Source organism: Amycolatopsis sp. 2-15 (genome assembly GCF_030285625.1).
Lineage (GTDB): Bacteria > Actinomycetota > Actinomycetes > Mycobacteriales > Pseudonocardiaceae > Amycolatopsis > Amycolatopsis carbonis.
Window position 1 is genome coordinate 5,228,604 of the sequence record NZ_CP127294.1, and the last position, 24,273, is coordinate 5,252,876.

Annotated in this window: 20 protein-coding genes; 7 read left to right on the plus strand and 13 right to left on the minus strand. The window is 72.9% G+C overall.

What is annotated here, in order from left to right; genetic code table 11:
• Positions 1–20 precede the first annotated feature (20 nt).
• Complete coding sequence (locus QRX50_RS25950) at positions 21–1,214, minus strand: amidohydrolase (RefSeq protein ID WP_285965783.1); 1,194 nt, start codon at positions 1,212–1,214, stop codon at positions 21–23.
• A 129-nt stretch (positions 1,215–1,343) separates the two neighbouring features.
• Here QRX50_RS25950 and QRX50_RS25955 point away from each other — a divergent pair, with 129 nt between their 5' ends.
• Positions 1,344–2,276 (plus strand): hypothetical protein, encoded by a 933-nt coding sequence (locus QRX50_RS25955; RefSeq protein ID WP_285965784.1) that lies wholly within the window; start codon positions 1,344–1,346, stop codon positions 2,274–2,276.
• A 444-nt stretch (positions 2,277–2,720) separates the two neighbouring features.
• Here QRX50_RS25955 and QRX50_RS25960 read toward each other — a convergent pair whose 3' ends face one another.
• The 6 genes from QRX50_RS25960 to QRX50_RS25985 form a co-directional block, all read right to left on the minus strand.
• Positions 2,721–3,698 (minus strand): FUSC family protein, encoded by a 978-nt coding sequence (locus QRX50_RS25960; RefSeq protein WP_285965785.1) that lies wholly within the window; start codon positions 3,696–3,698, stop codon positions 2,721–2,723.
• 442 nt (positions 3,699–4,140) lie between these two features.
• Positions 4,141–4,905 (minus strand): TetR/AcrR family transcriptional regulator, encoded by a 765-nt coding sequence (locus tag QRX50_RS25965; protein WP_285965786.1) that lies wholly within the window; start codon positions 4,903–4,905, stop codon positions 4,141–4,143.
• A 19-nt stretch (positions 4,906–4,924) separates the two neighbouring features.
• Positions 4,925–6,418: a pyruvate, phosphate dikinase gene (locus QRX50_RS25970; RefSeq protein WP_285965787.1), complete on the minus strand. Its 1,494-nt coding sequence runs from the start codon at positions 6,416–6,418 to the stop codon at positions 4,925–4,927.
• Complete coding sequence (locus QRX50_RS25975; RefSeq protein ID WP_285965788.1) at positions 6,415–7,224, minus strand: SDR family oxidoreductase; 810 nt, start codon at positions 7,222–7,224, stop codon at positions 6,415–6,417. The genes QRX50_RS25970 and QRX50_RS25975 overlap by 4 nt, the downstream gene beginning before the upstream one ends.
• Positions 7,221–8,642, minus strand: coding sequence for an aldehyde dehydrogenase family protein (locus QRX50_RS25980; protein WP_285965789.1), 1,422 nt, complete (start codon positions 8,640–8,642; stop codon positions 7,221–7,223). The genes QRX50_RS25975 and QRX50_RS25980 overlap by 4 nt, the downstream gene beginning before the upstream one ends.
• Complete coding sequence (locus tag QRX50_RS25985) at positions 8,635–9,852, minus strand: cytochrome P450 (RefSeq protein ID WP_285965790.1); 1,218 nt, start codon at positions 9,850–9,852, stop codon at positions 8,635–8,637. Before QRX50_RS25985 ends, QRX50_RS25980 begins: the two co-directional genes overlap by 8 nt.
• Positions 9,853–10,021: 169 nt before the next feature.
• On the opposite strand from QRX50_RS25985, the gene QRX50_RS25990 reads away from it, so the two are divergent.
• Positions 10,022–11,557 (plus strand): AMP-binding protein, encoded by a 1,536-nt coding sequence (locus QRX50_RS25990; protein WP_285965791.1) that lies wholly within the window; start codon positions 10,022–10,024, stop codon positions 11,555–11,557.
• 3 nt (positions 11,558–11,560) lie between these two features.
• Positions 11,561–12,181 carry a MarR family transcriptional regulator gene (locus QRX50_RS25995; RefSeq protein ID WP_285965792.1) on the plus strand — a complete coding sequence of 207 codons (621 nt, stop codon included), beginning with the start codon at positions 11,561–11,563 and terminating at the stop codon, positions 12,179–12,181.
• Between the two features lie 74 nt (positions 12,182–12,255).
• Here the strand turns inward: QRX50_RS25995 and QRX50_RS26000 are convergent, their stop codons facing one another.
• The 3 genes from QRX50_RS26000 to QRX50_RS26010 form a co-directional block, all read right to left on the minus strand.
• Positions 12,256–13,995 (minus strand): PEP-utilizing enzyme, encoded by a 1,740-nt coding sequence (locus tag QRX50_RS26000; protein ID WP_285965793.1) that lies wholly within the window; start codon positions 13,993–13,995, stop codon positions 12,256–12,258.
• Positions 13,996–14,063: 68 nt separating this feature from the next.
• Positions 14,064–15,212, minus strand: coding sequence for an NAD(P)/FAD-dependent oxidoreductase (locus QRX50_RS26005; RefSeq protein ID WP_285965794.1), 1,149 nt, complete (start codon positions 15,210–15,212; stop codon positions 14,064–14,066).
• Between the two features lie 3 nt (positions 15,213–15,215).
• Complete coding sequence (locus QRX50_RS26010) at positions 15,216–15,404, minus strand: ferredoxin (protein WP_285965795.1); 189 nt, start codon at positions 15,402–15,404, stop codon at positions 15,216–15,218.
• A 192-nt stretch (positions 15,405–15,596) separates the two neighbouring features.
• Between QRX50_RS26010 and surE the strand changes: the two genes are divergently transcribed.
• On the plus strand, positions 15,597–16,373 hold the full coding sequence (gene surE, locus QRX50_RS26015) for a 5'/3'-nucleotidase SurE (protein WP_285965796.1): 777 nt from the start codon (positions 15,597–15,599) through the stop codon (positions 16,371–16,373).
• Positions 16,374–16,463: 90 nt separating this feature from the next.
• On the opposite strand, the gene QRX50_RS26020 is transcribed toward surE, so the two are convergent.
• The 3 genes from QRX50_RS26020 to QRX50_RS26030 form a co-directional block, all read right to left on the minus strand.
• Positions 16,464–16,955: a GNAT family N-acetyltransferase gene (locus tag QRX50_RS26020; RefSeq protein WP_285965797.1), complete on the minus strand. Its 492-nt coding sequence runs from the start codon at positions 16,953–16,955 to the stop codon at positions 16,464–16,466.
• 164 nt (positions 16,956–17,119) lie between these two features.
• Positions 17,120–17,590 carry a GNAT family N-acetyltransferase gene (locus QRX50_RS26025; protein WP_285965798.1) on the minus strand — a complete coding sequence of 157 codons (471 nt, stop codon included), beginning with the start codon at positions 17,588–17,590 and terminating at the stop codon, positions 17,120–17,122.
• A gap of 33 nt (positions 17,591–17,623) precedes the next feature.
• The gene (locus tag QRX50_RS26030) at positions 17,624–18,067 is read right to left on the minus strand and encodes an Lrp/AsnC family transcriptional regulator (RefSeq protein ID WP_285965799.1); all 444 of its coding nucleotides are present in this window, start codon (positions 18,065–18,067) and stop codon (positions 17,624–17,626) included.
• 173 nt (positions 18,068–18,240) lie between these two features.
• Between QRX50_RS26030 and QRX50_RS26035 the strand changes: the two genes are divergently transcribed.
• From QRX50_RS26035 to QRX50_RS26045, 3 genes are all read left to right on the plus strand, one after another.
• Entirely contained in the window at positions 18,241–21,702 is a 3,462-nt protein-coding gene (locus QRX50_RS26035) for an indolepyruvate ferredoxin oxidoreductase family protein (RefSeq protein WP_285965800.1), read from the plus strand.
• A gap of 118 nt (positions 21,703–21,820) precedes the next feature.
• Positions 21,821–23,707 carry an FUSC family protein gene (locus QRX50_RS26040; protein WP_353073997.1) on the plus strand — a complete coding sequence of 629 codons (1,887 nt, stop codon included), beginning with the start codon at positions 21,821–21,823 and terminating at the stop codon, positions 23,705–23,707.
• A gap of 106 nt (positions 23,708–23,813) precedes the next feature.
• On the plus strand, positions 23,814–24,230 hold the full coding sequence (locus QRX50_RS26045; protein ID WP_285965801.1) for a hypothetical protein: 417 nt from the start codon (positions 23,814–23,816) through the stop codon (positions 24,228–24,230).
• Positions 24,231–24,273: the final 43 nt, after the last annotated feature.

The following is a 24,273-nucleotide window of genomic DNA, read 5'->3' on the forward strand; positions in this document are numbered from 1 at the left end:
CCTTTCCGTGTTCTTTCGGGTCAGCCCGCGCGCTCGGCGCGGGCCTGGTCGGCGAAGCAGTCCCACGCCTGGCTCACCAGAGCCGGGTGTGCCAGCAGGTCCACAGTGGTCCTTCCGAGCGCCGCGGCCGCCGCGAGGAGCACCGAACGGGCCCGCGGGGACGCGGCCGCCGCAGTGAACTCCGGCGTGCGCTCGGCGTGGCCGGGGTCGAGGATCGCGACGAACGGGTGGATCGTAGGCACTTTCAGGCTGACGTCACCGACGTCGGAGGAGCCGGGGAACACACCCGGGTCCGGCGGCGTCGCGTGGATGCCGCGCGCGGCGAGGTGGCGGGCGAAATGGCCGGACAGCACGGGGTTGTCGCGCAAGTGCGCGCAGCCGGGCCCGAGCCGGTCGGTCTGCGCTTTCGCGCCGGTGGCCAGGGCCGCGCCCTCGGCGCACGCCGTCACGTCGGACACCAGTTTTTCGAGCGCCGCGGTGGTCGGTGCGGACAGCCCGAACCGCGCCTCGGCCAGGTCGGGCACCACCGCGGTGGACTCGCCGCCGCGCGTGATGATGCCCTGTACGTGGAAGCCGGCGGGCAGGCGCGACTGCAGCGCGGCGACGGCGGTGAAGGTCTGCACCAGCGTGGCCACCGCGTCGACGCCACGGCGGGGCTCGGCGGTCGGGTGCGCGGCGCGCCCTTGCACAGTCACGCGCACGTCGGTGCGGGCGGTGAGCGGCGCCCACGTCCAGGTGTGCGTGCCGGGGTGAAAAACCAGTGCCGCGTCGACGTCGTCGAACACCCCGGCGGCGGCGAGGGCGCCCTTGCCCGTGGCCGGTTCGGCGGCGGGGCAGCCGACGACGAGGATCGAGCCGCGGTCGTCACCGGTCACTTCGCGCGCGGCGAGCGCCGCCCCGAGGCCGGCCGCCGCGACGAGGTTGCGCCCACTCGCGTGGCCGAGGCCGGGCACCGCGTCGTACTCCAGCAGCAGCGCCACGCACGGCCGGGCCCCGCCGCGGCGCGCGGTGAACGCCGTGGGCAGGCCGGCGACGCCGTGCTCGACGGCGACCCCCGCCTCGGCCAGCTCGCCGGTGAGCGCGCGGACGGCCTCGTGCTCGGCGTTCGCCGGCTCGGGTTGGGAGTGCAGCGCGCGGGCGATCGACCACAACCGCTCGTCGAGCCGCTCGATCTCCTCGTCGACCCGCTCGTGCCGGGTTTCGTCCGCTTCCATGCGCCACACATACCCACCCGGCTCCGATTCGATACCGGCGGGGTCCGCGAGTGGGTAATTCGGCCGTGTGCCGGGCGCGGTCGGTGGGGAATTCTCGACGAGAAAGCAGCCGAGTCGGACGGAGCAGGCATGACAGCGGGAAGCTACCGGGTACTGCCGACCGAGGTGTCATCGATCGTGAAGAACGTGGAGAGCCTGGGCTCCTCGGCGTTGTCCTCGACACGCGACCTCGAGTCGCTCGTGATCGACGCGCTCTCGTTCGCCGGGATCGGCAGCGGAGTGGCCGCGGCGAACTCGGCGCTGCAGTCGCAGCTGGTCTCTTCGCTGGGCAAGTTCGTGAGCCTCATCGGCGAGGTGAGCGGCAAGGTCCAGTCGGCGGTGCAGGGGTACACCGACGCCGATACGGCTGTGGCGCAGGGGCTCGGTGGCGGTACTCAGGCTGCCGCAGCCCCGGCTGCCGCGCCGGCTGCCGGGGGTGGCGCTGCCGCACCGGCCGCCACTCCGGCGCAGCTGGACGACCGCGTCGTCGACTCGATCATGCGATCGGAGGGCGCCACCGGCGAGCAGGGCGGCGTGCCCGAGGTCTACGGCTTCCGCCAGAACATGCACAACGGCTACGACGACATCATGGCCGCGCGCAACCAGTACGGCATCGGCAGCCCCGAGGAGCACGCCGTCGTCGCCCGCCTGATGTCCGACAACGCCCGCACGGCCGGCGCCCTCAACTTCACCGACCCCGGCACCCAGGCCGCCGTGATGTCCGGCGCCCACATGCGCGGCGCCGGCGGCGTGCGCGCCATCCTCAACCACATGGGCGGCGCCGACATCGTCCGCAGCGCGGGCACCCTCGACCCGGCCGCCGTGCAGCACATCCAGGGCCTCACACCCGAACAGTTCCAACAGGACTTCCACGACGCCCGCATCGAGTACGACCGCCAGGTCTACGGCGCCACGACCACCACACAAGGCGGACACACCCAGAACTGGTGGGACCGCTACGGCAACGGCCTCACGCAGCGGTATGACCGCGAACAGCGGGAGTTCCTCGGCTTTTCGCAGTAATATCTGCCCCGGCTGGATCTTCTGCCCCGGCTCCGGCTGGATCTTCTGCCCCGGCTCCGCCGGGCGTGCGAGATCGCTTTAAGCCGGCTTCTTCCCTCCCGGTTTTCGCGCGGCCAAGGGGCCGCGCGAAAACCGCTCAGTCCAGAAGCCGGCGCGATCTCGCGTGTGGGCTGGGGCGGGTGAGGGTGGCTTAGTGGTGGGTCACGCCGCGGGTGGTTGGCGCAGGAGAGCGGCGATGCGGCGCGACGGGCGCCGCGCTATGGCGCCGAGTTGGCTGCCGTCGGTGGCTGGGTCGGGTGAGGGCGCCGTGTGGTGGCGAAGGGCTACTCCGCGGGTGGTTGGCGCAGCAGTGCGGTGATGCGGCGCAGTGGTCGGCGCGCGATGGCGCGGAGGGGCTGCCGTCCGTGGCTGGGTCGGGTGAGGGTGGCGTGTGGTGGCGAATGCCTACTTCGCGGGTGGTTGGCGCAGCAGAGCGGTGATGCGGCGCAGTGGTCGGCGCGCGATGGCGCCGAGGCGGGTGCCGTCGGTTTCGGCGTTGTGCAGGAGGGCGGCTTCGGCGGTGGCCAGGGCCGAGGGGTCGGGCGTGCCGGTGAGGACGGCGGTCACGGCGTCGGAGAGGGGGCCCGCGACTTCCGACGTGTCGGTCGGTTCGCCGCGGGCGGTGAGCTCGGTGGTGTCCTCGAAGTGGATGCGCACGAGGGTGCCGATGTCGGCGGCGGTGCGGGCGAGGGGCACGAGGGCGGCGAGGCGGTCGGTCTCGGTGCGGCGCCACCACGGGTGGGCGCGCACCGCTTTCCGTGCCAGGGCGAGCTTTCCGGGCAACGCGCGGGCGCGGGACTCGACCGCGCGCACCGACTCCTCGCCGAGTGGCGCCCGGAGGTTCTGGGCCAGCTCGGCCGCGATCTCGTGGAGTTCGTTCACGAACGTGCGGGCCGGGTTCGCCGGCACCAGCAACGGTGCGAGCACCACGGTCACCCCGGCGCCGACGGCCGTCTCCCACAGGCGCGACACCGCGTAGGAGTCCGGGTCGGTGCTGGCGAACACGAGCAGCGCCGACACGGCGACCTGGATGTTGAGCGTGCCGCCGATGCGCAGGACGATGCCCATGGCGAGGGCCAGCGCCAGCACGAGCGTGAGCGCCCCGGTGGACGGGTGGACCACGCGCAGCACGAGGATCCCGATCGACAGCCCGCACACCACGCCGGCCACGCGCGCGAGGGACACGTTGAACGTCGAGTACGGCGCGTCCCGCATGGACACCAGTGGCACGACCACCGCGTACACCGGCGGCTGCCGCGCGCCCAGCCACACGCAGATCTGCCACGCCACGGCCGCCGTCACCACGATCCGCAGCGCGAACGGCCCGTCCGCACGCAGCAGCTCGCCCGCGCGGCCCACGTGACGGGCGAGGACTCCGGTCATCGCCCCATCCTCGGGCCGGGCGCGGGATCCGTCCAGCTGACCCCTGCAGCAGAAAAGGCCTGGGCAGGCCCCCGCCCGGAGCGCGCTACGCGCACGCAACCTCACCGGCGGCGGGCAGGGCATAGGCGGTCTCACCGACGGCGCCGGGCAGGGCGCACGCAACCTCACCGACCTGGCCCGGCCGGGCGCACGCAACCTCGCCGACCGCGGCGGGCAGGACCGGGAGCGGGCGACTTCACCGACCGCGGCGGGCACGACCGGGAGTGAGCGACTTCACCGACCGCGGCGGGCTGGGCGTGGGCGGTCTCACCAACAGCGGCGGGCCGGCCATCGGCGAGTTCACCCGCGACGTAACCCCTCCGCGAGATCGCGCCGGCTTCTGGACTGAGCGGTTTTCGCGCGGCCCCTTGGCCGCGCGAAAATCGGGAGGGAAGAAGCCGGCTTAAAGCGATCTCGCACGCCCCGGCGGAGCCGGGGCAGAAGATACAGCCGGGGCAGAAGATACAGCAAAAGGTAGAGATCGGTACCAGATCTGGCCGATCACCGCGCCGAGGTCCTGGATGCGCTCGGGCCGGGGGGTCACGGGCAGGAGTCCGATGTGGACGTAGGCCATCTGCTCGATGAGCGAGCCGAGGGCCTCGGCGTGGAGCTCGTAGTGGGTCGCCTCGATCACGCCGGCCTCGTGCAGCCGCCGCAGCCAGCGTTCGGTGCGGTGCACGAAGCCGGAGCGCACCTGCAGCCACAGCTTGAGGAATCCCTCGTTCTCGCTCGCCGCCGCGGCTTCACGCATCACGCGTAGCAGGTGGCGGTTGCGCGCGTACGAGTGCAGATAAGCGATGGTCTGCTCCACCAGGTGGTGCTGCTCGTCGCCGGAGCGTGGCGCGGTGGCCGACGCCGCCGCGAGCTCTTCCAGCGCCGGCTGCAGTGCCGCGAGGAAGATGTCGTCGAGGCTGGTGAAGTGGCGGTAGAAGTTGCCCTGCGCGGTGTCGGCCCGGTTGGTGATGTCCGAGACGCGGGTGCGCGTGTAGCCGTACTCGGAGAAGCACGCCGTGGCGGCCTGTACGAGCTTGTCGCGGGTCTGCGCGCCGCGTTTGTTGGGGCGCTTGTCCACCGCGTCGGGTTGCAGCGCGGCGATCAGCTCGCGGACGCGTACGCGCGCGGCCTCTGCCCGGTCCTCGCCGGTCGTCTCCTGCGTGCTACTGCTCATCTTCTGCTCACCCAACCGGTCATTCGCGTCCGCCGACCTTACTGTGCACCAGCGCGAGCAGCTCAGGCAGCGCGCCGTCGCCGCCGGTCCGCGCGGTGGCCCACTCCGTGAGTGTCGCCGCGGGACCGTCGACGGTCGTGCCCGCTCCGCTCGCCCGGTCGCCGTCGAGCACCGCGCCGGTCGTGCCGTCGACAGTCACGAGCCGCCCGCGCAGCGCGTCGACGGTGCCGTCGCCACAGCCGACCACGCAGGGGATGCCCGCCTCACGGCACACGAGGGCCGCGTGGGAGGTCGACCCGCCGTGCTCGGTCACGACGGCGGCCGCCGCGAACATCGCCGGCACGTCCTCCGGGGAGGTGAACGGCCGCACGAGCACCACGGCCGTCCCGTCGTCCGAGGCGTCCAGCGCTTCGTCGGGGTCGGTCACGACCCGGCCTACACCCAGGCCGGGTCCCGCGCTGGTGCCGCGGGCCAGCTCGACGCCCTCGGCCGCGCCGGCCGTCTCCAGCAGCTGCGTGGCCTGGGCCGGGGTCACGCGCGTGAGCGCCGTGTCGGTGTCGATCAGGCCTTCGCCGACGAGGTCCACGGCGATGCGCGCCGCCGCGCCGGGCGTGCGCTTGCCGGCCCGCGCCTGCAGCACGTAGAGCGTGCCGGACTCGATCGTGAACTCCACGTCGACCATGTCGCGGTACTCGCGCTCCAGCACCCCGGCCAGGCGGAGCAGCTCACGGTGGTTGCCCGGCTGCGTGCGCGCGAGCTCGTCCAGCCGGGCCGGGGTGCGCTCGCCGGACACCACGTCCTCACCCTGCGCGCGGGCCAGCCACTCGCCGTAGACGTCGGGCTCGCCGGTGCCGGGATCGCGGCTGAACAGCACGCCGGTGCCGGACTCGGCGTCGCGGTTGCCGAACGCCATGGCCTGCACGGTCACGGCCGTGCCGCCGAGATCGGTGATGCCGTGGTGCTCGCGGTAGCTCACCGCGCGCGGCGAGAACCAGGAGCGGAACACGGCGCCGATCGCCGCGCGCAGCTGCTCACGCGGGTCCGCTGGCGGCGGGCCGCCGACGATGCCGGAGTACGAGCGCTCGAACCGTTCCCACGTGTCCGCCGCCCACGCGGGGTCGCCCGACTGTTCGGCCAGCGCGTCGCGCAGCTCCTGCGTGAGGCCGAGGTTGAGGACGGTGTCCATCATCCCGGGCATGCTGCGGGCGGCGCCGGAACGCACGGACACCAGCAGCGGCCAGCCTGGTCCGCCGAAGCGGCGGCCGGTGCGCTCCTCCAGGTGCGCCAGGTGGTCGAGGACCTGTGCCCAGACGGCGTCGGGCAGCGTGCCGCCCGCGTGGTAGGCGGTGCAGACGTCCACGGTGATCGCGAACGCCGGGGGCACCGGCAGTCCGAGCGAACGCATCCGGTTGAGGCTGTGGGCCTTGCCGCCCACGAGGTCGCGGCCCAGCGGGCGCGTGCCGTCGAGGGGGAGCACGGTCTCGGTCGACTCGGGAAGCGCCGTGGTGGTCACCGGGAGGTCCTTTCGGTGCTGGGCTCGGCGGTGCCGGGTTCCCGCACCGCGGCCAGGTGCGTGCGCGCGGCGGCCAGACCGCCTTCGACGGGCAGGTCGATGCCGTTGACCCACGAGGCCGCCGGGCTGAGCAGGAACGCGGCCGCCGCGGCGACCTCGCCGGGCTGCGCGTGCCGTCCGACCATGGCGCCGGCGCGGTCGATCGACTCGGCGCCCATCGACTCGCGGAAGTCGGCCAGGATCGGCGTGTGCACGGGGCCGGGGCTCACACTCACCGCACGGGCGCGCGGCAGCAGCCGGGCCGCCAGTCGTGCGCTCCACGCGACGAGCGCGGCTTTCGACGTGTCGTAGGCGGCGGCGCCCGAGAGCGGGAACTCCGCGAGCCAGTCCGCCAGCTCGGCGTCACTGTCCACAGTGCACAGCCGGTCGAGAGCTTCGGCCGGGAGCGTGTTGCGGTGGGCGGCGATGGACGCCACCGTCACCACGGCGCCGCCCTCGGCCAGTCGCGGCAGCAGCGCGTCGGTGAGCACACGCGTGCCGACCACGTTCACCGCGAGCACGGTGGCGGCCGGCGCGGTGCCGGGCACGCCGGCGACGTTGGCGATGCCGTCGAGCTCGGGGACGCTCGCCGCGGCCTCGCGCACGGCGGCGAAGTCGGTGAGGTCCACCCGCAGGGCCCGGTCCACGGGCACGGGGATCTCAGCGCGGTCGACGCCGATCACGGCCACTCCTTCGTCGGCCAGCTGCCGGGCGAGCGCGAGGCCGACGCCCGACGCGGCGCCCGTGACGAGGATCCGGCGCGTCATCGCAGCACCGCCTGCACCGCGGTGAGGTCGGCGATGCCTTCGGCGCCGAGCTCGCGGCCGTAGCCGGAGGCCTTGCGCCCGCCGAACGGCACGCCGGGGCGCTCGCGGGTGCGCACGCCGTTGATCTTGACCTGGCCCACGCGCAGCGTCCGCGCGAAGCTCTCGGCCCGGTCGGGGTCGGCGGACCAGACCTCGGCGGACAGGCCGAAGTCGCTGTCGTTCGCGACGGCGGCGGCGTCCGCCTCGTCGGTGTAGGGCTGCACGACGAGCACGGGACCGAACACCTCCTGGCGCACCAGCGGATGCCGGGCGTCGAGTCCGAAGTAGACGCGCGGGCCGACGAAGAATCCGTGCGAGGGCAGCAGCTGCAGTGGTGGTGTCACCGCGCGGTCGTCGCCGGCGGTGTCGAGCAGGTGGCGCACGCGGTCGCGCTGGCGCGCCGAGGCCAGCGGCCCGAACGTGGTGGCCGGGTCACGCGGATCACCGGCGACCATCGCGTCGAGCGCGTCGATGACGAGTGCTTCGACGTCGGTGAGGGCACTGCGCGGCACCACGATCCGCGTGGTCGCGTTGCACGCCTGGCCCGAGTTCACGAGGCCACTCTTCACCGCTGCCGGGACCGCGCGCGCCAAATCCACGTCCGGCAGCAGCACGGCGGCCGACTTCCCGCCCAGCTCCAGCGTGGTCGACGCCGTGTGCCCGGCGGCGAGCGCGGCGACCGCCTGCCCGGCCGGGACGCTGCCCGTGAACGACACGTGGGCCACCCGCGGGTCGGCCACGAGTGCCTCGCCGGTCACCGGCCCGGTGCCTTGCACGACCGAGAGCACTCCCGGGCCGAACCCGGCTTCGAGCGCGGCGGCCGCGATGAGGTTCGCGTCGAACGGCGTGGCCTCACTCGGTTTGAGCACCACGGTGTTGCCCGCGGCGAGTGCCGCGCCGACCTTGGCGATGATCTGGTGCGCCGGCATGTTCCACGGCGTGATCGCGCCGACCACACCGAGCGGCACCCGGTGCAGCTGCGCGCCGTCGATCTTCTCGGTCCACGGGAACGCGCGCGTGGCGGTGGCGAACGCGCGCAGCACCCGCGGCGGCAGATCGCCCTGGCTCGCCGCCGAGAGCGTGGCGGGCATGCCCATCTCGCGCGTGATCAGCGCCGCCAGCTCACCCGAGCGGGCCGCCAACAGGTCGGCCAGGCGGTCGAGCAGGTCGGCGCGATCGGCCGGACTGGTCCGTTCCCACTCCGGGCGCGCCGCCTCCGCCGCCGTGACGGCTTCGGCGGTGAGACCGGGGCCGGCCTCGGCCGTCTCGCCGATCGGCTGCTCGGTGTACGGGTCGACGACGGGGATCGCGGGGCCGTCGGGCGTCCGCCACTCGCCGCCGACGAGGCACGCCGCGCGCCCCAGCCACTGCTCAGCCACGGTCGCTCACCAGCCGTACCGGCAGCCGCTTCACGCCGCGGAAGAAGTTGCTGCGCAAGCGTTCCGGCGGCGCCTGCACGTCCACGCGCAGGCCGCGCTCACGCAGGCGGCGCAGGAACAGCTGGGCCTCCAGCCGCGCGAGGTGCGCGCCGAGGCAGGCGTGCACGCCCCAGCCGAAGCCGAGGTGCTCGTTGGGCGTGCGCTCGGCGCGGAACTCGTCGGGCGCGGCGAACACGGTCTCGTCGCGGTTGCCCGAGGCGAACCACAGCACCACTTTCTGCCCGGCCTCGATCGTGCGGCCGTGCAGCTCGACGTCGCGCGTCGCGGTCCGCCGCATGCACAGCACCGGCGACACCCAGCGCACCATCTCCTCGACCGCGCCCGGGATCCGGTCCGCGTCGGCGCGCAGCGCGGCCCACTGCTCCGGGAACGCGCCGAACGCGATCATCCCGCCGGTGAGCAGGTTCCGGGTGGTCTCGTTGCCGGCGACCATGAGCAGCAGGTAGTACGCGTCGAGCTGGCCGCGGTTGAGCGGCTCGCCACCGGGTGCCGCGTGGGCTAGCACGCTCACCAGGTCTTCGGCGGGGTTCGCGCGCCGCTGCGCCTCCAGCTCGTGGAAGAAGGCGAAGATCTCGTCGCGCGCCCGGGCGGCGGTCTCCGGACCCGAGCTGTACTCGGGATCGTCCGACGCCATCTGGTTGGTCCAGCGCTGCATGTGCGGGCACGCCTCGGGCGGCGCGCCGAGCAGGCGGCCGATCACCAGCAGCGGCAGCTGGGCCGCGACCGTGTGCACGAAGTCGAACGTGCCGTCCTGGGCCAGCGCGGTGTCGAGCAGCTCGTCGATGACCGTGACGATGTCGCCCTCGAGCGGGCGGACCTTCGCGGGCCGCACGTGCGGCACCACGAGCTTGCGCAGCGCCCCGTGGCGCGGCGGGTCCATGTTGTGGATGCTGGGTTCGCCGTGCCCCTCGGCGCGGCGGTCCGGGATCTGCGTCCCTTCGGCGGAGGAGAAGCTCTCGTGGTCGGCGGCGATGCGCTTGATGTCGGCGTACCGCGTCACCGACCAGAAACCGCGGCCGCCGGGTTCGTCGTTCCAGTGCAGCGGATCGTGCTCACGCAGCTCGCGGAACGCCTCGTGGTCGGACCCCGTGGCGAACAGGTCCAGATCCATGAGGTCGACGGCTGTCGCGCCGGACGTCTGTTCGGACACCGCTGTCCCTTCTGTCGCGCCTTGCTGGATTGCGAACGCTCAATCACTACAGCACATCCCGTCCGAGAACGGAAGAGCCGTTTACGAAGAGAAGGGCCATGCAAGAGCGTTGCGGTGGCGCTCGTTCGTGACATAGCATTCACAAACAGTCGAGAAGGAGGTTGATGGCGTGTACCCCGCCCCGATTGCGCGCGAGCGGCCCGGCGCCCGGGCGTACGTGATGGCGCCGAGCGGCGAGAGCCTCACCTACGCCGAGCTCGAGGCCCGCTCCAACCAGGTCGCGCACCTGCTGCGCGAGCGGGGGATCGGCCCTGGCGGCACGCTGCTGCTCGTCCTCGAGAACCGGCTGGAGTGGCCGGTGCTCGTCGCCGCGGGCATGCGCTCCGGACTCTACGTGACGCCGGTGAACTGGCACCTGCGCGCCGGCGAGCTCGGCCCGCTGCTCGCGGAGGCGGTGGGCGACGGCGCGTCGTGCGCGATCGTCACCAGCGCCCGCTGTGCCGACGTCGTCGCCGAAGCCCTGCGCGAGGTCGGCAAGCCGGCGCTGCTGCTGTCCGTGGACGCGGGTGGTGACCTGGAGTTCCTCGGCGACGCCGTGGCGGGCCTGCCTGAGACGCCGATCGAAGGCGAGCTGCTCGGCGCGCGGGTGCTCTACAGCGGCGGCAGCACCGGGCGGCCCAAGGCGTTCCGCCAGCAGTTGCTCGGCGTGCACCCGGCCGACGCGCCCGCCCGCCACGCGGGGCTCGCGGCGAAGCTGGAGCTGGCCGCCGACACCGTGTTCCTCTCGCCTGCGCCGAACTACCACGCCGCGCCGTTCACCTTCCAGCTCATCACGCTCTCGCTCGGCGGCACCGTGGTGTGCCTCGACCGCTTCGACGCGGAGCGCTCGCTCGCGGCGATCGCGGCGCACGGCGTGACGCACTCGCAGTGGGTGCCCACGATGCTGCTGCGGCTGCTGCGCCTGTCCCCGGAAGCCCGCGCGCGCCACGACCTGAGCAGCCACCGCGTCGCGTTCACCTCCGGCGCGCCGTGCCCTCCCGAAGTCAAGACGGCGATCATGGACTGGTGGGGCCCGATCCTGCACGAGTACTACGGCGCGTCCGAGGGCTACGGCCACACCTACGTCGGCCCGCACGACGCACTGGCGCACCCGGGCACGGTGGGGAAACCGTTGTCCGGCAGCGTGCACGTGACCGACGACGCCGGGCGCGAGGTCCTGGCGGGCACCGTCGGGAAGGTGTGGTTCGCGCCGGGCGGCTCGGTCTACCGCAACGCCGGCGACGCGGGCGCCGACCTGCGCAGCGTCGGTGACCTCGGCCGGCTCGACGAGGACGGGTTCCTCTACCTCGTCGGCCGCGAGGGACACACGATCATTTCCGGCGGCGTGAACGTCTACCCGACCGAGGTCGAGGACACCCTGCTCACCCACCCGGCCGTGGCCGACGCCGCCGTGATCGGCCTGCCCGACCCCGAGTTCGGTGAGGGCGTGGCGGCTGTCGTTGAACTGACCGTCGAGCGCGCCGGCGACGTGAGCGGGGCCGAGCTGATCGAGTACTGCCGCGAGCGGCTGGCCGGGTTCAAGGCGCCGCGGCGCGTCGAGTTCGTGGCGAGCCTGCCCCGGCTGCCGACGGGCAAGCTGAACAAAACCCTGCTGCGAGACCGAATCCTGTCCGGCGACTCCGGTGCAACCGGCGAAGGAGCATGACCCATGACGACGTCCACCCGAGCGCGGTTCCTCGTGCTCCACGCGTTGCGAGTGAAGGGCCTGGCCCCCGACCCCGTGCTGCAGGCGCTCACCGGACTGCTGGCGGACGAGGTGGCCGCCGAGGTCGCCGCGCTGGTGGCGGACGGGCTCGCGGTGCGCCGGGAAGGCCGCCTCGCCGGGACCATGCCGACGCCGGCCGGGCGCGCCGCCCACCCGGAGCTGCTCGCGGCCGATGTCGCGGACTCCACCGAGGCGCTTTCCACGGCGTACGAAGCATTTCTGCCCGTGAACGGCGAGTTCAAGCGAGTCTGCTCGGCCTGGCAGCTGCGGCCCTCCGGTGAGCCCAACGACCACGCCGACGCCGCGTATGACGCCGAGGTGGTCGAGGCGCTGGCGGAGGTGAACGGGAAGGTGGCCGGCCTGCTCGACACGCTCACCGCGTCCGCCGGCCGGTTCGGCACCTACCCGGTGCGCCTCGCCGGGGCGCTGGAGCGCGTGCGGGCGGGGGAAACCGCCGCGTTCGCCCGGCCGATGGCCGACTCGTACCACGACATCTGGATGGAACTGCACCAGGACCTCCTGCTGTCCGCCGGCCGGGAACGCTCGGCCGCCGACGAAGGCTGAGCCGCCGAAGGCTTGTCCGGCAACGGAAAGGGCCTGCACCCCACGCGGAGTGCAGGCCCTTTCCATTGCCGGGGCTAGACTTCCAGCACCGTGACGGTGCCGGTGGTGCCGTCGACCTCGATGAGGGCGCCGTTCGGGATCCGGGCGGAGGCGGCCGTCGCCGAGACCACGCACGGGATACCGAGCTCGCGGCTCACGATCGCGGCGTGGGAGAACGGCGCGCCGACGTCCACGACCACCGCGGCGGCCGGCACGAACAGCGGCGTCCACGACGGGTCGGTCAGCGGGGCGACCAGGATCTCACCGGGCTCCAGCGCCGACGGGTCGTCGGCGCTGGTGACCACGCGGGCGCGCCCGCGCGTCGAGCCGTTGCAGCCCGGCACGCCCTGGATGACCTCGCCGGCGACGGCGGGCCGCACCTCACGGCCCGAGCGGCGCGGCCAGTTCTCCACGGGCTCCGGCTGGCCCACGACCACGAACGGCGGCTCGCGGTCGAACAGGTCCAGGTAGGCCGCTTCACGGTCGCGCAGCGTCGTGGCGAAGCTCGCCGGGTCGGCCAGGAACGCGTCGAGCTCGCCGGCGAACAGCATGAAGATCTGCTCGGGGCGCTCCAGGTGCCCTTCGGCGGTGAAGCGGCGGCCCAGCTCGAGCGCGGGCAGGCGCAGCTCGTGCATGACCATGGCGCACGACGTGCGGCCGCGCTCACGGCCCCGCAGCCACAGCGCGGCCGCGTGCAGCACGGCCTCGAACTGGCCCAGCGCCTCGTCGTTGCCCGCCAGCGCGGCCCGCACACCGGCGGAGGCCGCCTCGCGCTGCTCGACGCGTTCGGCGTTCTTCACCGCGGGCGATGCGGAGTCGTCAGCCTGGCGCATGCGGTCCACAGTGGACAGAACGAGCGAAGGCTTGACACCCCACGTCTTCGCGCGGATCTCCCACTCCGACGGGCCGCGGAAGTCCCACGCCGTCAGGAATTCGTCGAGCTGACGCGTGAAGGCCACGACCTCGGGGTCGCCGCTCGCGCGCAGGCGCTCGACCAGGCCGTCCAGGCCCTCGTTGAACAACGCGGCCACCGGGCCGGTGCGGGCCAGGCGCGAGAGTGCCCACATGCCGGTGGACGGGCCGGTCGAGTCGATGTCGCCGATGCCGGCCACCAGCGTCAGCGCCAGTTCGGGCTTGCCGATCGCCTCGGTGAACTGCGCGACGGCACCCAGGCCGACGCCCGCCTTGAGGCTTGCTTCGATGTGGCGGCTCAGCAGCGGCTGCAGTACGTCGTTGAACGACGTGATCCGCTCGCGCAGCTCCTGGTCGCCCAGGTCCCCGATGGCGGGGCGGTTCTTGCGGATGTCCTCCACGGTGCGGCGGTCGGCGTCGTAGGCCGCGAGGTCCGTGGCGCCGAGCACCTGCTCGGCCAGCCACTGCCCGGCCGTGGCCTCGAACTCGGGGTTCTCGTCGAAGTCGCGCTTTTCGCTTTCGTACGAGGGGATGCCGGGCATGTCGCCGAAGTACTGCAGGTCCACCGCTTCCGGCGTCATGCCGGGCACGCGCACGCCGAACAGGCGCATCAGGGACATGTTGATGTAGAGGTAGCTGCCGAAGGCGGGGAGCACGTTGTGCTGCACGGCGGAGTCGTAGGTGGCGTGGTCCCACACCCCGCACGCGACGAACGCGTCGTCCCAGCCGGGCGAGAGGTTCGCCTGGAAGCCCGCCGACGCGTTGAGCGGGCTGATCGGGTCGGGGAAGATCTCGCCGATGTTGGCGCGCGAGTAGATCGGGAAGACCGCCGACGCGTCGTCGTAGATGGGCCACTGGGTCATGGAGACCTCTCCTCGTCTTTGAGTTGGGCAGTTGGGTGGTAGTGGTGGTTTTCTTGCGGTGCGGTGACTCAGGCGGACGTGAGCCGCCGCCGTTCGAGGGCGAGCTGTTTGGGCAGGCCGAACGCGACGGAGCCGACGTGCCGGCCGCCCGTCGAGTAGCGGGCGACGAACTTGTCCCCGGCGAGGTTGCCGTGCACGAGCTCCACGTGCTCGCCGCGGCCGGGCAGGCCGACGCCCTGGATGCGCAGGCCGCACTGGTCGGACCAGAACGAGGGCACGGCGTCGAACGGGGCCGACGGGCCGTGCAGCAGCGTGCGCGCGGCCGCGGCGGCACCGAGCGCGGCGGTGGTCCAGTGCTCCACGCGCACCGGCGCGCCGAGCAGCGGGTGGGTCCAGCGGGCGACGTCGCCCGCGGCCACCGCGTCCGGCACCACAGCGCCGGATTCGTCGAGCACGCGCAGGTATTCGTCGCAGCGGACGCCGCCGGACACGTCGACGCCGCTGCCGGCGAGCCAGCCGGTGGCCGGGCGGACGCCGGTCGCGATGACGACCACGTCGGCGCGCACCACGCGGCCGTCGGACAGCACCGCGCCGCTCACGCGGTCCCGGCCGAGGAACTTCACGACCTGGGTGCCGAGCAGCCAGCGCACGCCGCGTTCGCGGTGCAGCCGCTCGACGCGGCGGGCGACGTCTTCGCCGAGCACACGGACGAGCGGGTGGGGGAGCGGGTCGGCGACGGCCACGGGGAGGCCGAGGTCGCGGCACGTCGAGGCGAGCTCGCAGCCGATGAAGCCGGCACCGAGCACGAGCACGCGGCCGGTGAGGTCGGCTTTGAGGGCGCGGGCGTCGTCGAGCGTGCGCAGGACGTGCACACCGGGCGGGCGGTTGAGGCCGGCAGGGATCACGGGGGCGGAGCCGGTGGCGATCACGAGGCCCGTGAAGTCGAGCTCTTCGCCGTCTCCGAGGACGACGGTGCGGCCGCGCAGGGTGGCGACGGGGTTACCGAGGCGCCAGGTGACTTCGGTGTCACTGTCGGACAGGGCCAGCGCGGCTTCTCCGGTGGCGCCGGTGAGCAGGCCCTTGGACAGCGGCGGCCGGTCGTAGGGCCGGTGCGCTTCGGCGCCGGCCACCACGATCTCACCGCGGAACCCCTCGGCGCGCAGCGCTTTGGCGGCCCGCCAGCCGGCGAGCCCCGCTCCCGCGACCACGATTCGCACCGGCTACTCCGCGATCCGGATCGCGCGGGTGGGGCAGGCGCGGGCGGCGCGGTGCACCGCTTCGCGCAGGTTCGCGACCGGCCCGAGGTCGATGTGCAACACGGCTTCGTCGTCGAGGCTGAACACCTCGGGCGCGGCGAACTCGCACTGCCCGTGGCTTTCGCACAGGACCGGGTCGACTTCGACGTTCACGGGTTACTCCTCGCGGCCAGTTTGTGACGTGCAGATCACATAATGCGGATCCGTGGGCTTCTGGTCAAGGGGGAGACGTGCGTATTTTGGCTGGACAGCTTCATTTCTTTTGGCTTGGGCGTGGACACAACAGCGAACGTGTGGTCACAATCTAGCGATCCGAACACTCCGACGAACCGGGAGCGGGCGACAGTGCGGGTACTGCTCACGAACGACGACGGCATCGAAGCCCCGGGCCTGCTCGCGCTGGCCCACGCCCTGCGGGACGCGGGGCACGACCTCGTCGTGGCCGCGCCCGCGGGGGACAGCAGCGGCAGCGGCACGTCGCTGGGCGCCATCGACCACGGCACGATCGTCGCGTGCGAGCCGCACGCGCTGCCCGGCCTCGACGGCGTGCCGGCGCACCGCGTGTCGGCGCCACCGGCGTTCGCCGTGCTCGCGGCCTGCTTCGGCGCCCTCGGCCCGCCGCCCGACGTGGTGGTCGCGGGCATCAACGACGGCCACAACACCGGCCGTTCCGTGCTGCACTCCAGCACCGTCGGCGCGGCGCTCACCGCGTCGACCGCCGGCCGCTCCGCGCTCGCAGTGAGCTGCGGCGACCGCCCGGGCGCGCGCTTCGACACGGCCGCGGCGGTGGGCGTCGCCGTGCTCGACTGGCTGGTCGCCCACGCGCCCAAACGCACCGTGCTGAACGTGAACGTGCCCGACGTCGACCTCGGCGACCTGCGCGGCGTCCGCTGGGCCCGGCTCGGCCGCGTGGGCTCGTCGGGCCTGATGATCAAACCCGCCGCCGACGGCCTGCGCCTGGAACGCTTCCCGACGGCCCAGGACGTGCTGTCCCTGGACGAGCACGCCGACACCGACGCCGCCCTGGTGGCCGCCCGGTGCGTCGCGGTGACGGGGCTGCTGGGCGGTCCGCGGGAGGTCTCGGACCTGGGTTCGCTGGAGGGCGTGCTGCCTGTCGGCTGAGCGATCAGGCGGGACGGAGGAGAAGGGTGCGTGTCTCTTCCAGGTGGCGGGCCACGACGTACCGCGCCACGGTGCCGACCACTTGCCCGACTATGCCGACCGTGACGGGTGCCTGAGACCCCGCACCATCTTCAGCGCCCGTCGGCGGTACTGCACCGTGCCGTCGTCGAGGAACCCGCACCGGCGGTAGAGGGCGATGGCCGCCGCGTTGTCCTCGAAGACCTGCAGCCGCACGGAGTTCGCGCCCTGGCTCGTGGCCCACGCGGTGACCGCCTCGATGAGGGCGTCGCCGACGCCGTGGCCGCGGGCGGATGGGGCCACGTACATCGTCTGCAGGTCCACCACGCCGGCGTCGTCGGGTGCCGTGCCGCTGGCCATGCCCGCGTCGCGCCCGTCGACGGAGGCGAGCACGTTGAAGGGCAGGTCCGTGAGCCGCCCGCGCCAGCGCGCCTCGGTGTCGCCCTCGCCCTGCCAGTCGGTGAGCCGCGCGCCGAACGCGTTCGGCGACTCGGACAACGCGATGTGCCGCAGGGCCCGCCACGCGCGCCAGTCGTCCGCCGTCAGTTCCCGGATCTCTGCCACGCCGTCCACGATCGCGGCCGGGAACCCCGGCCCGCAAGGAGATTTCCGTATAACGACCTATACCGCGGCTCGGAGATCAGCCGGCCGGTTGCGTGCTGTAGTTGGCCGGTCTGAGGCCCGGCTGACCGCGATGGCGTCAAGCACCGGCATGAACGCGTGTTTCGTCAGTGTGGGTGAGTGAGGTCAAGATCGATTCTCATGATGGGCAACCAGCGTCCCGGTGCGGCCTCACGTTCGCCCACGCGGTGGGCAGCCATGTGCAGATAGAACGACTCCGCGTGGGGATCGGATTCCAGCTCCAGAGCGCGAAATCCGCGTTCTCCGGCCGAGTTCGTGGCGTGTTCCCACAGCCTGCGGCCCAGGCCTGTGCCGATCGCGCCGGGCTCGATGAACAAGTCGGCCAGCTCACCGTCAGGCGGCTCGCCGACGAGCCGGTAATAGCCGAGCATCGTGCCATCACGTTCGGCGACAACAACCTGTTCATCGCGGACCTGCTCCGGCCACACAGTCAGCACGTCATTGACACGGTCAAGAAACACCTGGTCGTAGCCCCAGTACGCCTTTGAACGACGCGCCAACGCCGTGATGTCGTCCGCTTCGTGAGGTTCAGCCGCGCGCAGTCGTATTTGCTTCATGATCGTGATTGTCCGGGCCGGCCACCGCCGGTGTCACACCACGGCCTCCGTCGAGCTGCCCAGCGTGATGAACGTCTTCGTGCCCACCACGCCGCCCGACACGCGGATCGCGTCGATCACCTGGCGCAGGTGGGTCACGTCGCGGGCGCGGATGTGGCACAGGGCGTCCGGGTCGCCGGCGATGAGGTACACGGCCTGGACCTCCGGCAGGTCGCGCGCCAGGCGTTCGATGTCCGGGGGCCGCGTGCGGCCGGTGTAACGCAGCTCGGTGAAGGCCTCGATGTTCCAGCCCAGCTTGGTGTAGTCGATCTGCGCGGTGAAGCCGGTGATCACGCCGGTGGTCTGCAGGCGGTCGACGCGGCGCTTCACGGCGGGCAGGGAAAGTCCGACTTCGGCGGCCATGTCCGCATACGAGCGCCGGCCGTCGAGGCGGAGGAACTCCACGAGGCGCAGGTCGATGTCGTCGACGCCGGCCATCCCGCCTCCTGACAAGAAATTAAACTGGATACCAGGTCCACGTTACATAGTTGCGTCATCGTGGCCAGGCCGCGCACTGATCTTGCGCCGTGAGAGGCTGAGGTTTCTCCTGTGTCCCACGTTACGACGGCCCCACCCGGGCCCCGCCACGCCCCTGCGAGAGGAGCGCCCACGTGCTCACCGAACCGGTTTCGCTGGACGACAAGTACGTCGCCGATCACGGGCGAGCACTGATCTCCGGCGTCCAGGCGCTCGTGCGGCTCACGCTCGAGCAGCGCCGGCTCGACGAGGCCCGCGGCCTCGACACGCGTGTGTTCGTCTCCGGCTACCAGGGTTCCCCGCTCGGCGGGCTGGATCAAGAGCTCGGGCGCGCCAGGAAGTTCCTCGACCCGGCCGGGATCGTGTTCCGGCCCGGGGTGAACGAGGAGCTGGCCGCGACCGCCGTCGCCGGCACGCAGCTGCTCGGCAACGTCCCCGGCCGTCGCCACGCCGGCGTCACCGGCTTCTGGTACGGCAAGAACCCGGGGCTGGACCGCGCGGCCGATGCGATCCGCCACGGCACGCTCGCCGGCACGGCCTCGCTCGGCGGCGCGGTGGCGTGGATCGGCGACGACCCGGCGTGCAAGTCCTCGACCGTGCCCAGCTCGTGCGAGCCGATGGCGCAGAGCCTGGCGATGCCGCTGCTCGCGCCCGGCAGCGTCGCCGAGATCATCGAGTTCGGCCTGCACGCGGTCGCCCTCTCGCGGGCGAGCGGGCTGTGGACCGGTCTGAAGATCGTCGCGGACATCGCCGACGCGTCGGCCACCGTCGACATGGACACCCTCGCCCACGGCATCCCGATGCCGCCGGCGACCATCCGGCCGACCGGGTCCGCGCTGGTCGGCGCGCCCGCGCTCGACGCCGAACACGACATGTTCACCCGCCGCCTCGATCTGGCCCGCGCGTACGCGCGCGCGACCGGCCTCAACCGGGTCACCTTCACCGCCCGCGCGGCCAAGCTCGGCGTGCTCGCCTCGGGCACCGGCTACGCCGTGGTGCAGCGCGCGCTGCAGGACCTCGGGCTCGACGAGGCCGCCATGGAAGCGCTCGGCCTGCGGCTGATCCGCCTCGCCATGCCCTATCCCGTCGACGCCGACGTGCTGGCCGAGCTCACCGAGGGCCTCGACGAGGTGCTCGTGGTCGAGGACAAGGTGCCGTTCCTCGAAGGCCACCTCAAGGAGGCCCTCTACCGCCGCCCGGGCGCGCCGAACGTCGTCGGCCGCCACGACGAGACCGGCCGGCCGCTGCTCACCGGCCGGGGCCAGCTCATCGCGGAAGACGTGGCGAAGGCGCTGGTCAAGCGCATCGAAGCCGTCGTCGGCCCGGACCGGCTGCCGCGTACCGCGGCCGTGCACCTCGACGCGATCACGCCGCCGCGCCCGGCGCGCATCGCGCTGCCCACCGCCACCGCGCCGCGCACGCCGTTCTTCTGCTCCGGCTGCCCGCACAACGTCTCCACGCGCACCGGCGACGACACCCTCGTCGGCGTCGGCATCGGCTGCCACGCGATGGTGGCCATCGACGGCGCGGGCCGCGGTCACCAGATCGGCCTCACACAGATGGGCGGCGAGGGCGCGCAGTGGCTCGGCCTCGCGCCGTTCACCGACGACCGCCACTTCGTGCAGAACCTCGGCGACGGCACGTTCCACCACTCCGGCTCGCTCGCCATCCGCGCGGCCGTGGCCGGCGGCGTGACCATGACGTACAAGCTGCTCTACAACGACGCCGTCGCCATGACCGGCGGCCAGCGCGCCGAGGGCCGCCTCGACGTCCCCGCCATCACGCGCCTGCTGGCCGTCGAAGGCGTGCGCCGGATCGTGATCACCACCGAGAGCCCGGCCGACTACCGCGGCGTGACACTCGACCCGATCGCGTCGGTGCGCCACCGCGACGACTTCGCCGAGGTGGAGGCCGAGCTGGCCGCGACCGACGGCGTCACCGTGCTGATCCACGACGACCGGTGCGCGGCCGAGGAACGGCGGCTGCGCAAGCGCGGGCAGCTGCCGACGCCGGCCGAGCGCGTGGTGGTCAACGAGCGCGTGTGCGAGGGCTGCGGCGACTGCGGTGACGTGTCCACCTGCCTGTCGGTGCGGCCGGTCGAGACGGAGTTCGGCGCCAAGACGCGCATCCACCAGTCCTCGTGCAACAGCGACTTCACCTGCCTCAAGGGCGACTGCCCGTCGTTCCTGCTCGTGACGCCCGGCACGAAGAAGCCGCGCCGCGAGGTACCCGAACTTCCCGTGGCGCTGGCGGAACCGGTGGCCCGACTGTCCGAAGTGGACACCGTGCTGATGCGGATGCCCGGCATCGGCGGCACGGGCGTGGTCACGATCTCGGCCGTGCTGCAGATGGCCGCGCACCTCGACGGCCGCTTCGCCGCAGGCCTGGAACAGACCGGCCTGGCGCAGAAGGGCGGCCCGGTCGTCTCCGACATCCGGATCTCCAAGTCGCCGGTCACCGGCTCGCTGCGGGCCTCGCGCGCGACCGCCGACGTGCTCGTCGGCTTCGACCTGCTGGGCGCCGCCGACGCGGGTAACCTCGCCACCGCGCGGGCGGGCCACACCGTCGCCGTGGTCAACACGGCGCTGGTGCCCACGGCCGCGATGGTCACCCACCGCGTGGTGCTGCCCGGTTCGAACGACGACGCGCTGGAGAAGATCGGCGCGGTCACCCGGGACCTCGTGGCGCTCGACGCGAACGAGCTGGCCGAGGAGCTCTTCGGCGACCACATGCCGGCCAACATGCTGCTCATCGGCGCGGCCTACCAGCACGGCGTGGTGCCGATCTCGGCCGACGCGATCGAGGCGGCGATCCGGCTCAACGGCACGGCCGTGGAGAAGACGCTGGCGGCGTTCCGCTGGGGCCGCGCCGCGGTCGTCGACCCGGCCGCCGTGCGGGCCGCCGCGATCGCCCCGGCCGTCGCGGAGGTGCCGGTGGACGCCGTGGCCGCGACGATCGCCGCCGGTGACTTCGAGCAGGTGCTGGCGCCGCGCGTCGCGGACCTGATCGGCTTCCAGGACGAGACACTCGCGCGCCGCTATGCCACCCAGGTCCGGCAGCTCGCCGCGGAGGCGGCCGAGCGCACGGACGCGGACACCGGCGCCCGCATCGCCGCCGCGTACGCGCGCGGGCTGCACAAACTGCTGGCGTACAAGGACGAGTATGAGGTCGCGCGCCTGCACCTCGACCCGGTCGAGCAGGCGCGCCGCGATGCGGAGTTCGGCGCGGACGCCGACGTCGCCGTGCTGCTGCACCCGCCCGTGCTGCGCGCGATGGGCATCAAGCGGAAGATCCGCCTGCGCGGGCGCACCGCCACGGTGGCCTTCCGCACGCTTCGCGGCGCGCGCCGCCTGCGGGGCACCCGGGCCGACGTGTTCGGTTACGCGAAGGTCCGCCGTGTCGAGCGCGCGCTGCCGGGGGAGTACCAGCACCTCGTGGAGCGCGCGCTCGCCCACCTGACCCCGAAGACGGCCGACGCGTTCATCGAGCTCGCCGAGCTGCCCGACGTGGTCCGCGGCTACGAGGACATCAAACTCGCCAACGTCGAGACCTTCCGCACCCGCGCGGCGGAGCTGCTGGCCACGATCACCGCCTGAACGCTCCCGGTCCCGCTCCACAAAGGACTCAGCCACAAAGGACTCGGACCGGGAGTGGCGCCACCGACTCCGGGATGCGAGGCTTCCGCGGGAAGATCGCTGAGACGGTGAGGTGCGGGTGAACGTTCTGGCGCGCGGCGGCGGTTTGCTCGTCGTGATCCTGGTGGTCGTCGGCGGCACGGCCGGGCTCGGGGCGGTGCTCGGCCTCGGCGGCACGATGATCCTCGCCGGGCTGACATCGTTGTTCTGCTTCATCGCGGCCAACGGCGGCCCGCTCGTGCCGGACCTCAAGCTGCTGGCGGCGTTCGCACCGGCGCTGGTGATCGGCGCGGCCGGGCCGCGGCTGCTGGGACAGGTCTCGCCCGGCGCGGCGATCGCGTTGCTCGTGCTTGTGGTGTTCTGCGCCGCGCTGCTGCCGGCCCTCGGCGCGCGGTACGTGACCGTGGGCCTCGGGCTCGGGATGTCGTCGGTGTTCGGCTACGGCTTCCAGCTCACCGGCACGGCGAGTGTGGTGCAGATCCTCGGCGCGCCCGCGCTGGCCATCGGTGTGGTGTTCGTGCTGCGGCTGCTCACGGGTCTGGGCGACCCGGGCAAGCCGACCCGCGTCGCGCTGGCCGACGCGCTGGCCGGCCCGGACCGTCAGAGCGCCGAACGCGCCGTGCGGCTGTGGCTGGCCGACCGGCCGCTGCGCTGGCAGGCGCGGGTGGTCGCGGCGGGGCTGCGCTGCCACGGCACGGCGGCGGTGCTGCGCGACCGGCTACGGGTGCTCGACGAGGACCAGGCGGCGGCCGTCACAGCCGTGCTCGACGCCGTCCACGTGGCGCTCGACCACCTTGCGGAAGCGGTGCGCGCCGAGCCTCTCGACCCGGCCGGCGTGCCGGAGTTCGAGCGCGTCGGCTCTGCCGTCGACCTGCCCGGCGACACCCGCGTGCTGATCGGCGACCTGTGGACGGCGCTCGACGCCGTGTGCGACGCCGTCTCGGCCCGCGACGAGTCCCTCGTGGGCTTCCCCCGCCACATCGTGCGCACGGCGTTGCGCCGCGAAGCCGCCGGCGCGTTGTCGTGGCACTCGGCCCAGCTGCGCCACGCCGTGCGGTGCGCGGTGGGCATGCTGCTGGCCGTCGTGATCGCGTCGCTGCGCCCGGGTGACCCGCTCACGGTGTCCTTCCTGATGACGACGTTCGCGATCATGCAGCCCGAATGGCGCGACACGCTGGCGAGGGTCTGGCAGCGCGTCGCCGGTTCGGTGGCCGGCGCGGTGGTGCTCGTGCTCGCGCTGTGGCTGCTGCCGCACTCGGCACTGCTACCGCTGGGGCTCGTCGCGCTGCTCGCCGGGTTCCCGTTCGTGCATGCGCAGCCCATGGTGTCCAACGGGTGCATCGTCCTGATGAGCGTGAGCGTCAACGCCGTCACCAAACACCTCGACCCCGACGCGACGCTCGCGGAGTACGTGCTGCTCGTGGCGCTCGCCGTCGCGATCGCGCTGCTGTTCGGGTTCGCCGTCGTGCCGGGCGTGCCGAAACCCCCGGTGGCGCAACGCTTTTCCGACGCGACCGCGGCGATGGGCGAGCTGCTCGGGTCCGTCGCAGCGCGCCTGCGCGGAGAACCAGGCGGCGACGCGCGAGGTCGGCCCGCGCTTCCGCACGGCCGTGCGCACCTACCAGGACCTGCTCGCGCCCGAGCCGGGCAGCCGAGGCCCGGACTCCGCGCAGCGCGACGCCCTCGACCAGTCCGTGGAAGGCCTGCGCGGCCTCGCGGCGTCGGCCGGCGCGATGCTCCAGCGCCGCACCGGTTCGGCCGAGCTGGCCGGTTTCACCGCCGACGCCGCCGCGGCGCTGACCACCGGCGCGCCGCCGCCCGTGCGGCCGGACCTGCCGGACGAGGAGGAGCGGCTGCTCGCCGATCTGGTCCTCGCCGACGTGCTGCGGATCAGCCACGGGCGCGCGGTCCTGACCCCGGCGTGAATGCGATTCATTTTCTGCGAAGGAATTCGCGGCAACCCTAAGTCATTCCTAAATGGCCACTTTCGAGGTGCGCTGCTCGGCCGTTCCGTTGTACGTTCAGTTCGCGGCGAGATGATCTTGCCGCTCCTACTGGAGGGAACAGAATACATGGGGAAGCGGATTTCGCGGATCGGTGCGCTCGTCGCCGCGGTCGCGGCGGCCGGCACGCTCGTGGGTGGGGCGGGGGCCGCGAACGCGGCGCCGGCCAACGCGTGCACCGACCCGCACCAGGCCTCGGGCATCATCGGGAAGTGGGGCCCGGTCAGCAAGTCGAACTGCGCGATCTTCGGCCGCGCGGGGTTCCGCGCGGGTTACGGCTGGAACGTGCAGGAAGGCATCAATCAGTCCGCGTGCGTGCAGGGCTGGGGTTTCGACGCCAAGCACCCGAAGGGCGGCTGGTTCAGCCTCGGCTGCGGCAAGAGCGGCAAGCTGACGGTGCCGTGGGGCAACATGGCCGCCAACCCGCAGGTCCGGGTCAAGAGCATGGGCGGCAGCATCGCGGTGATCGTCGACTGGCGCCAGTGAGCTGATCCCGGTGCCCGCCGGCCATTCTCCGGCGGGCACCGGA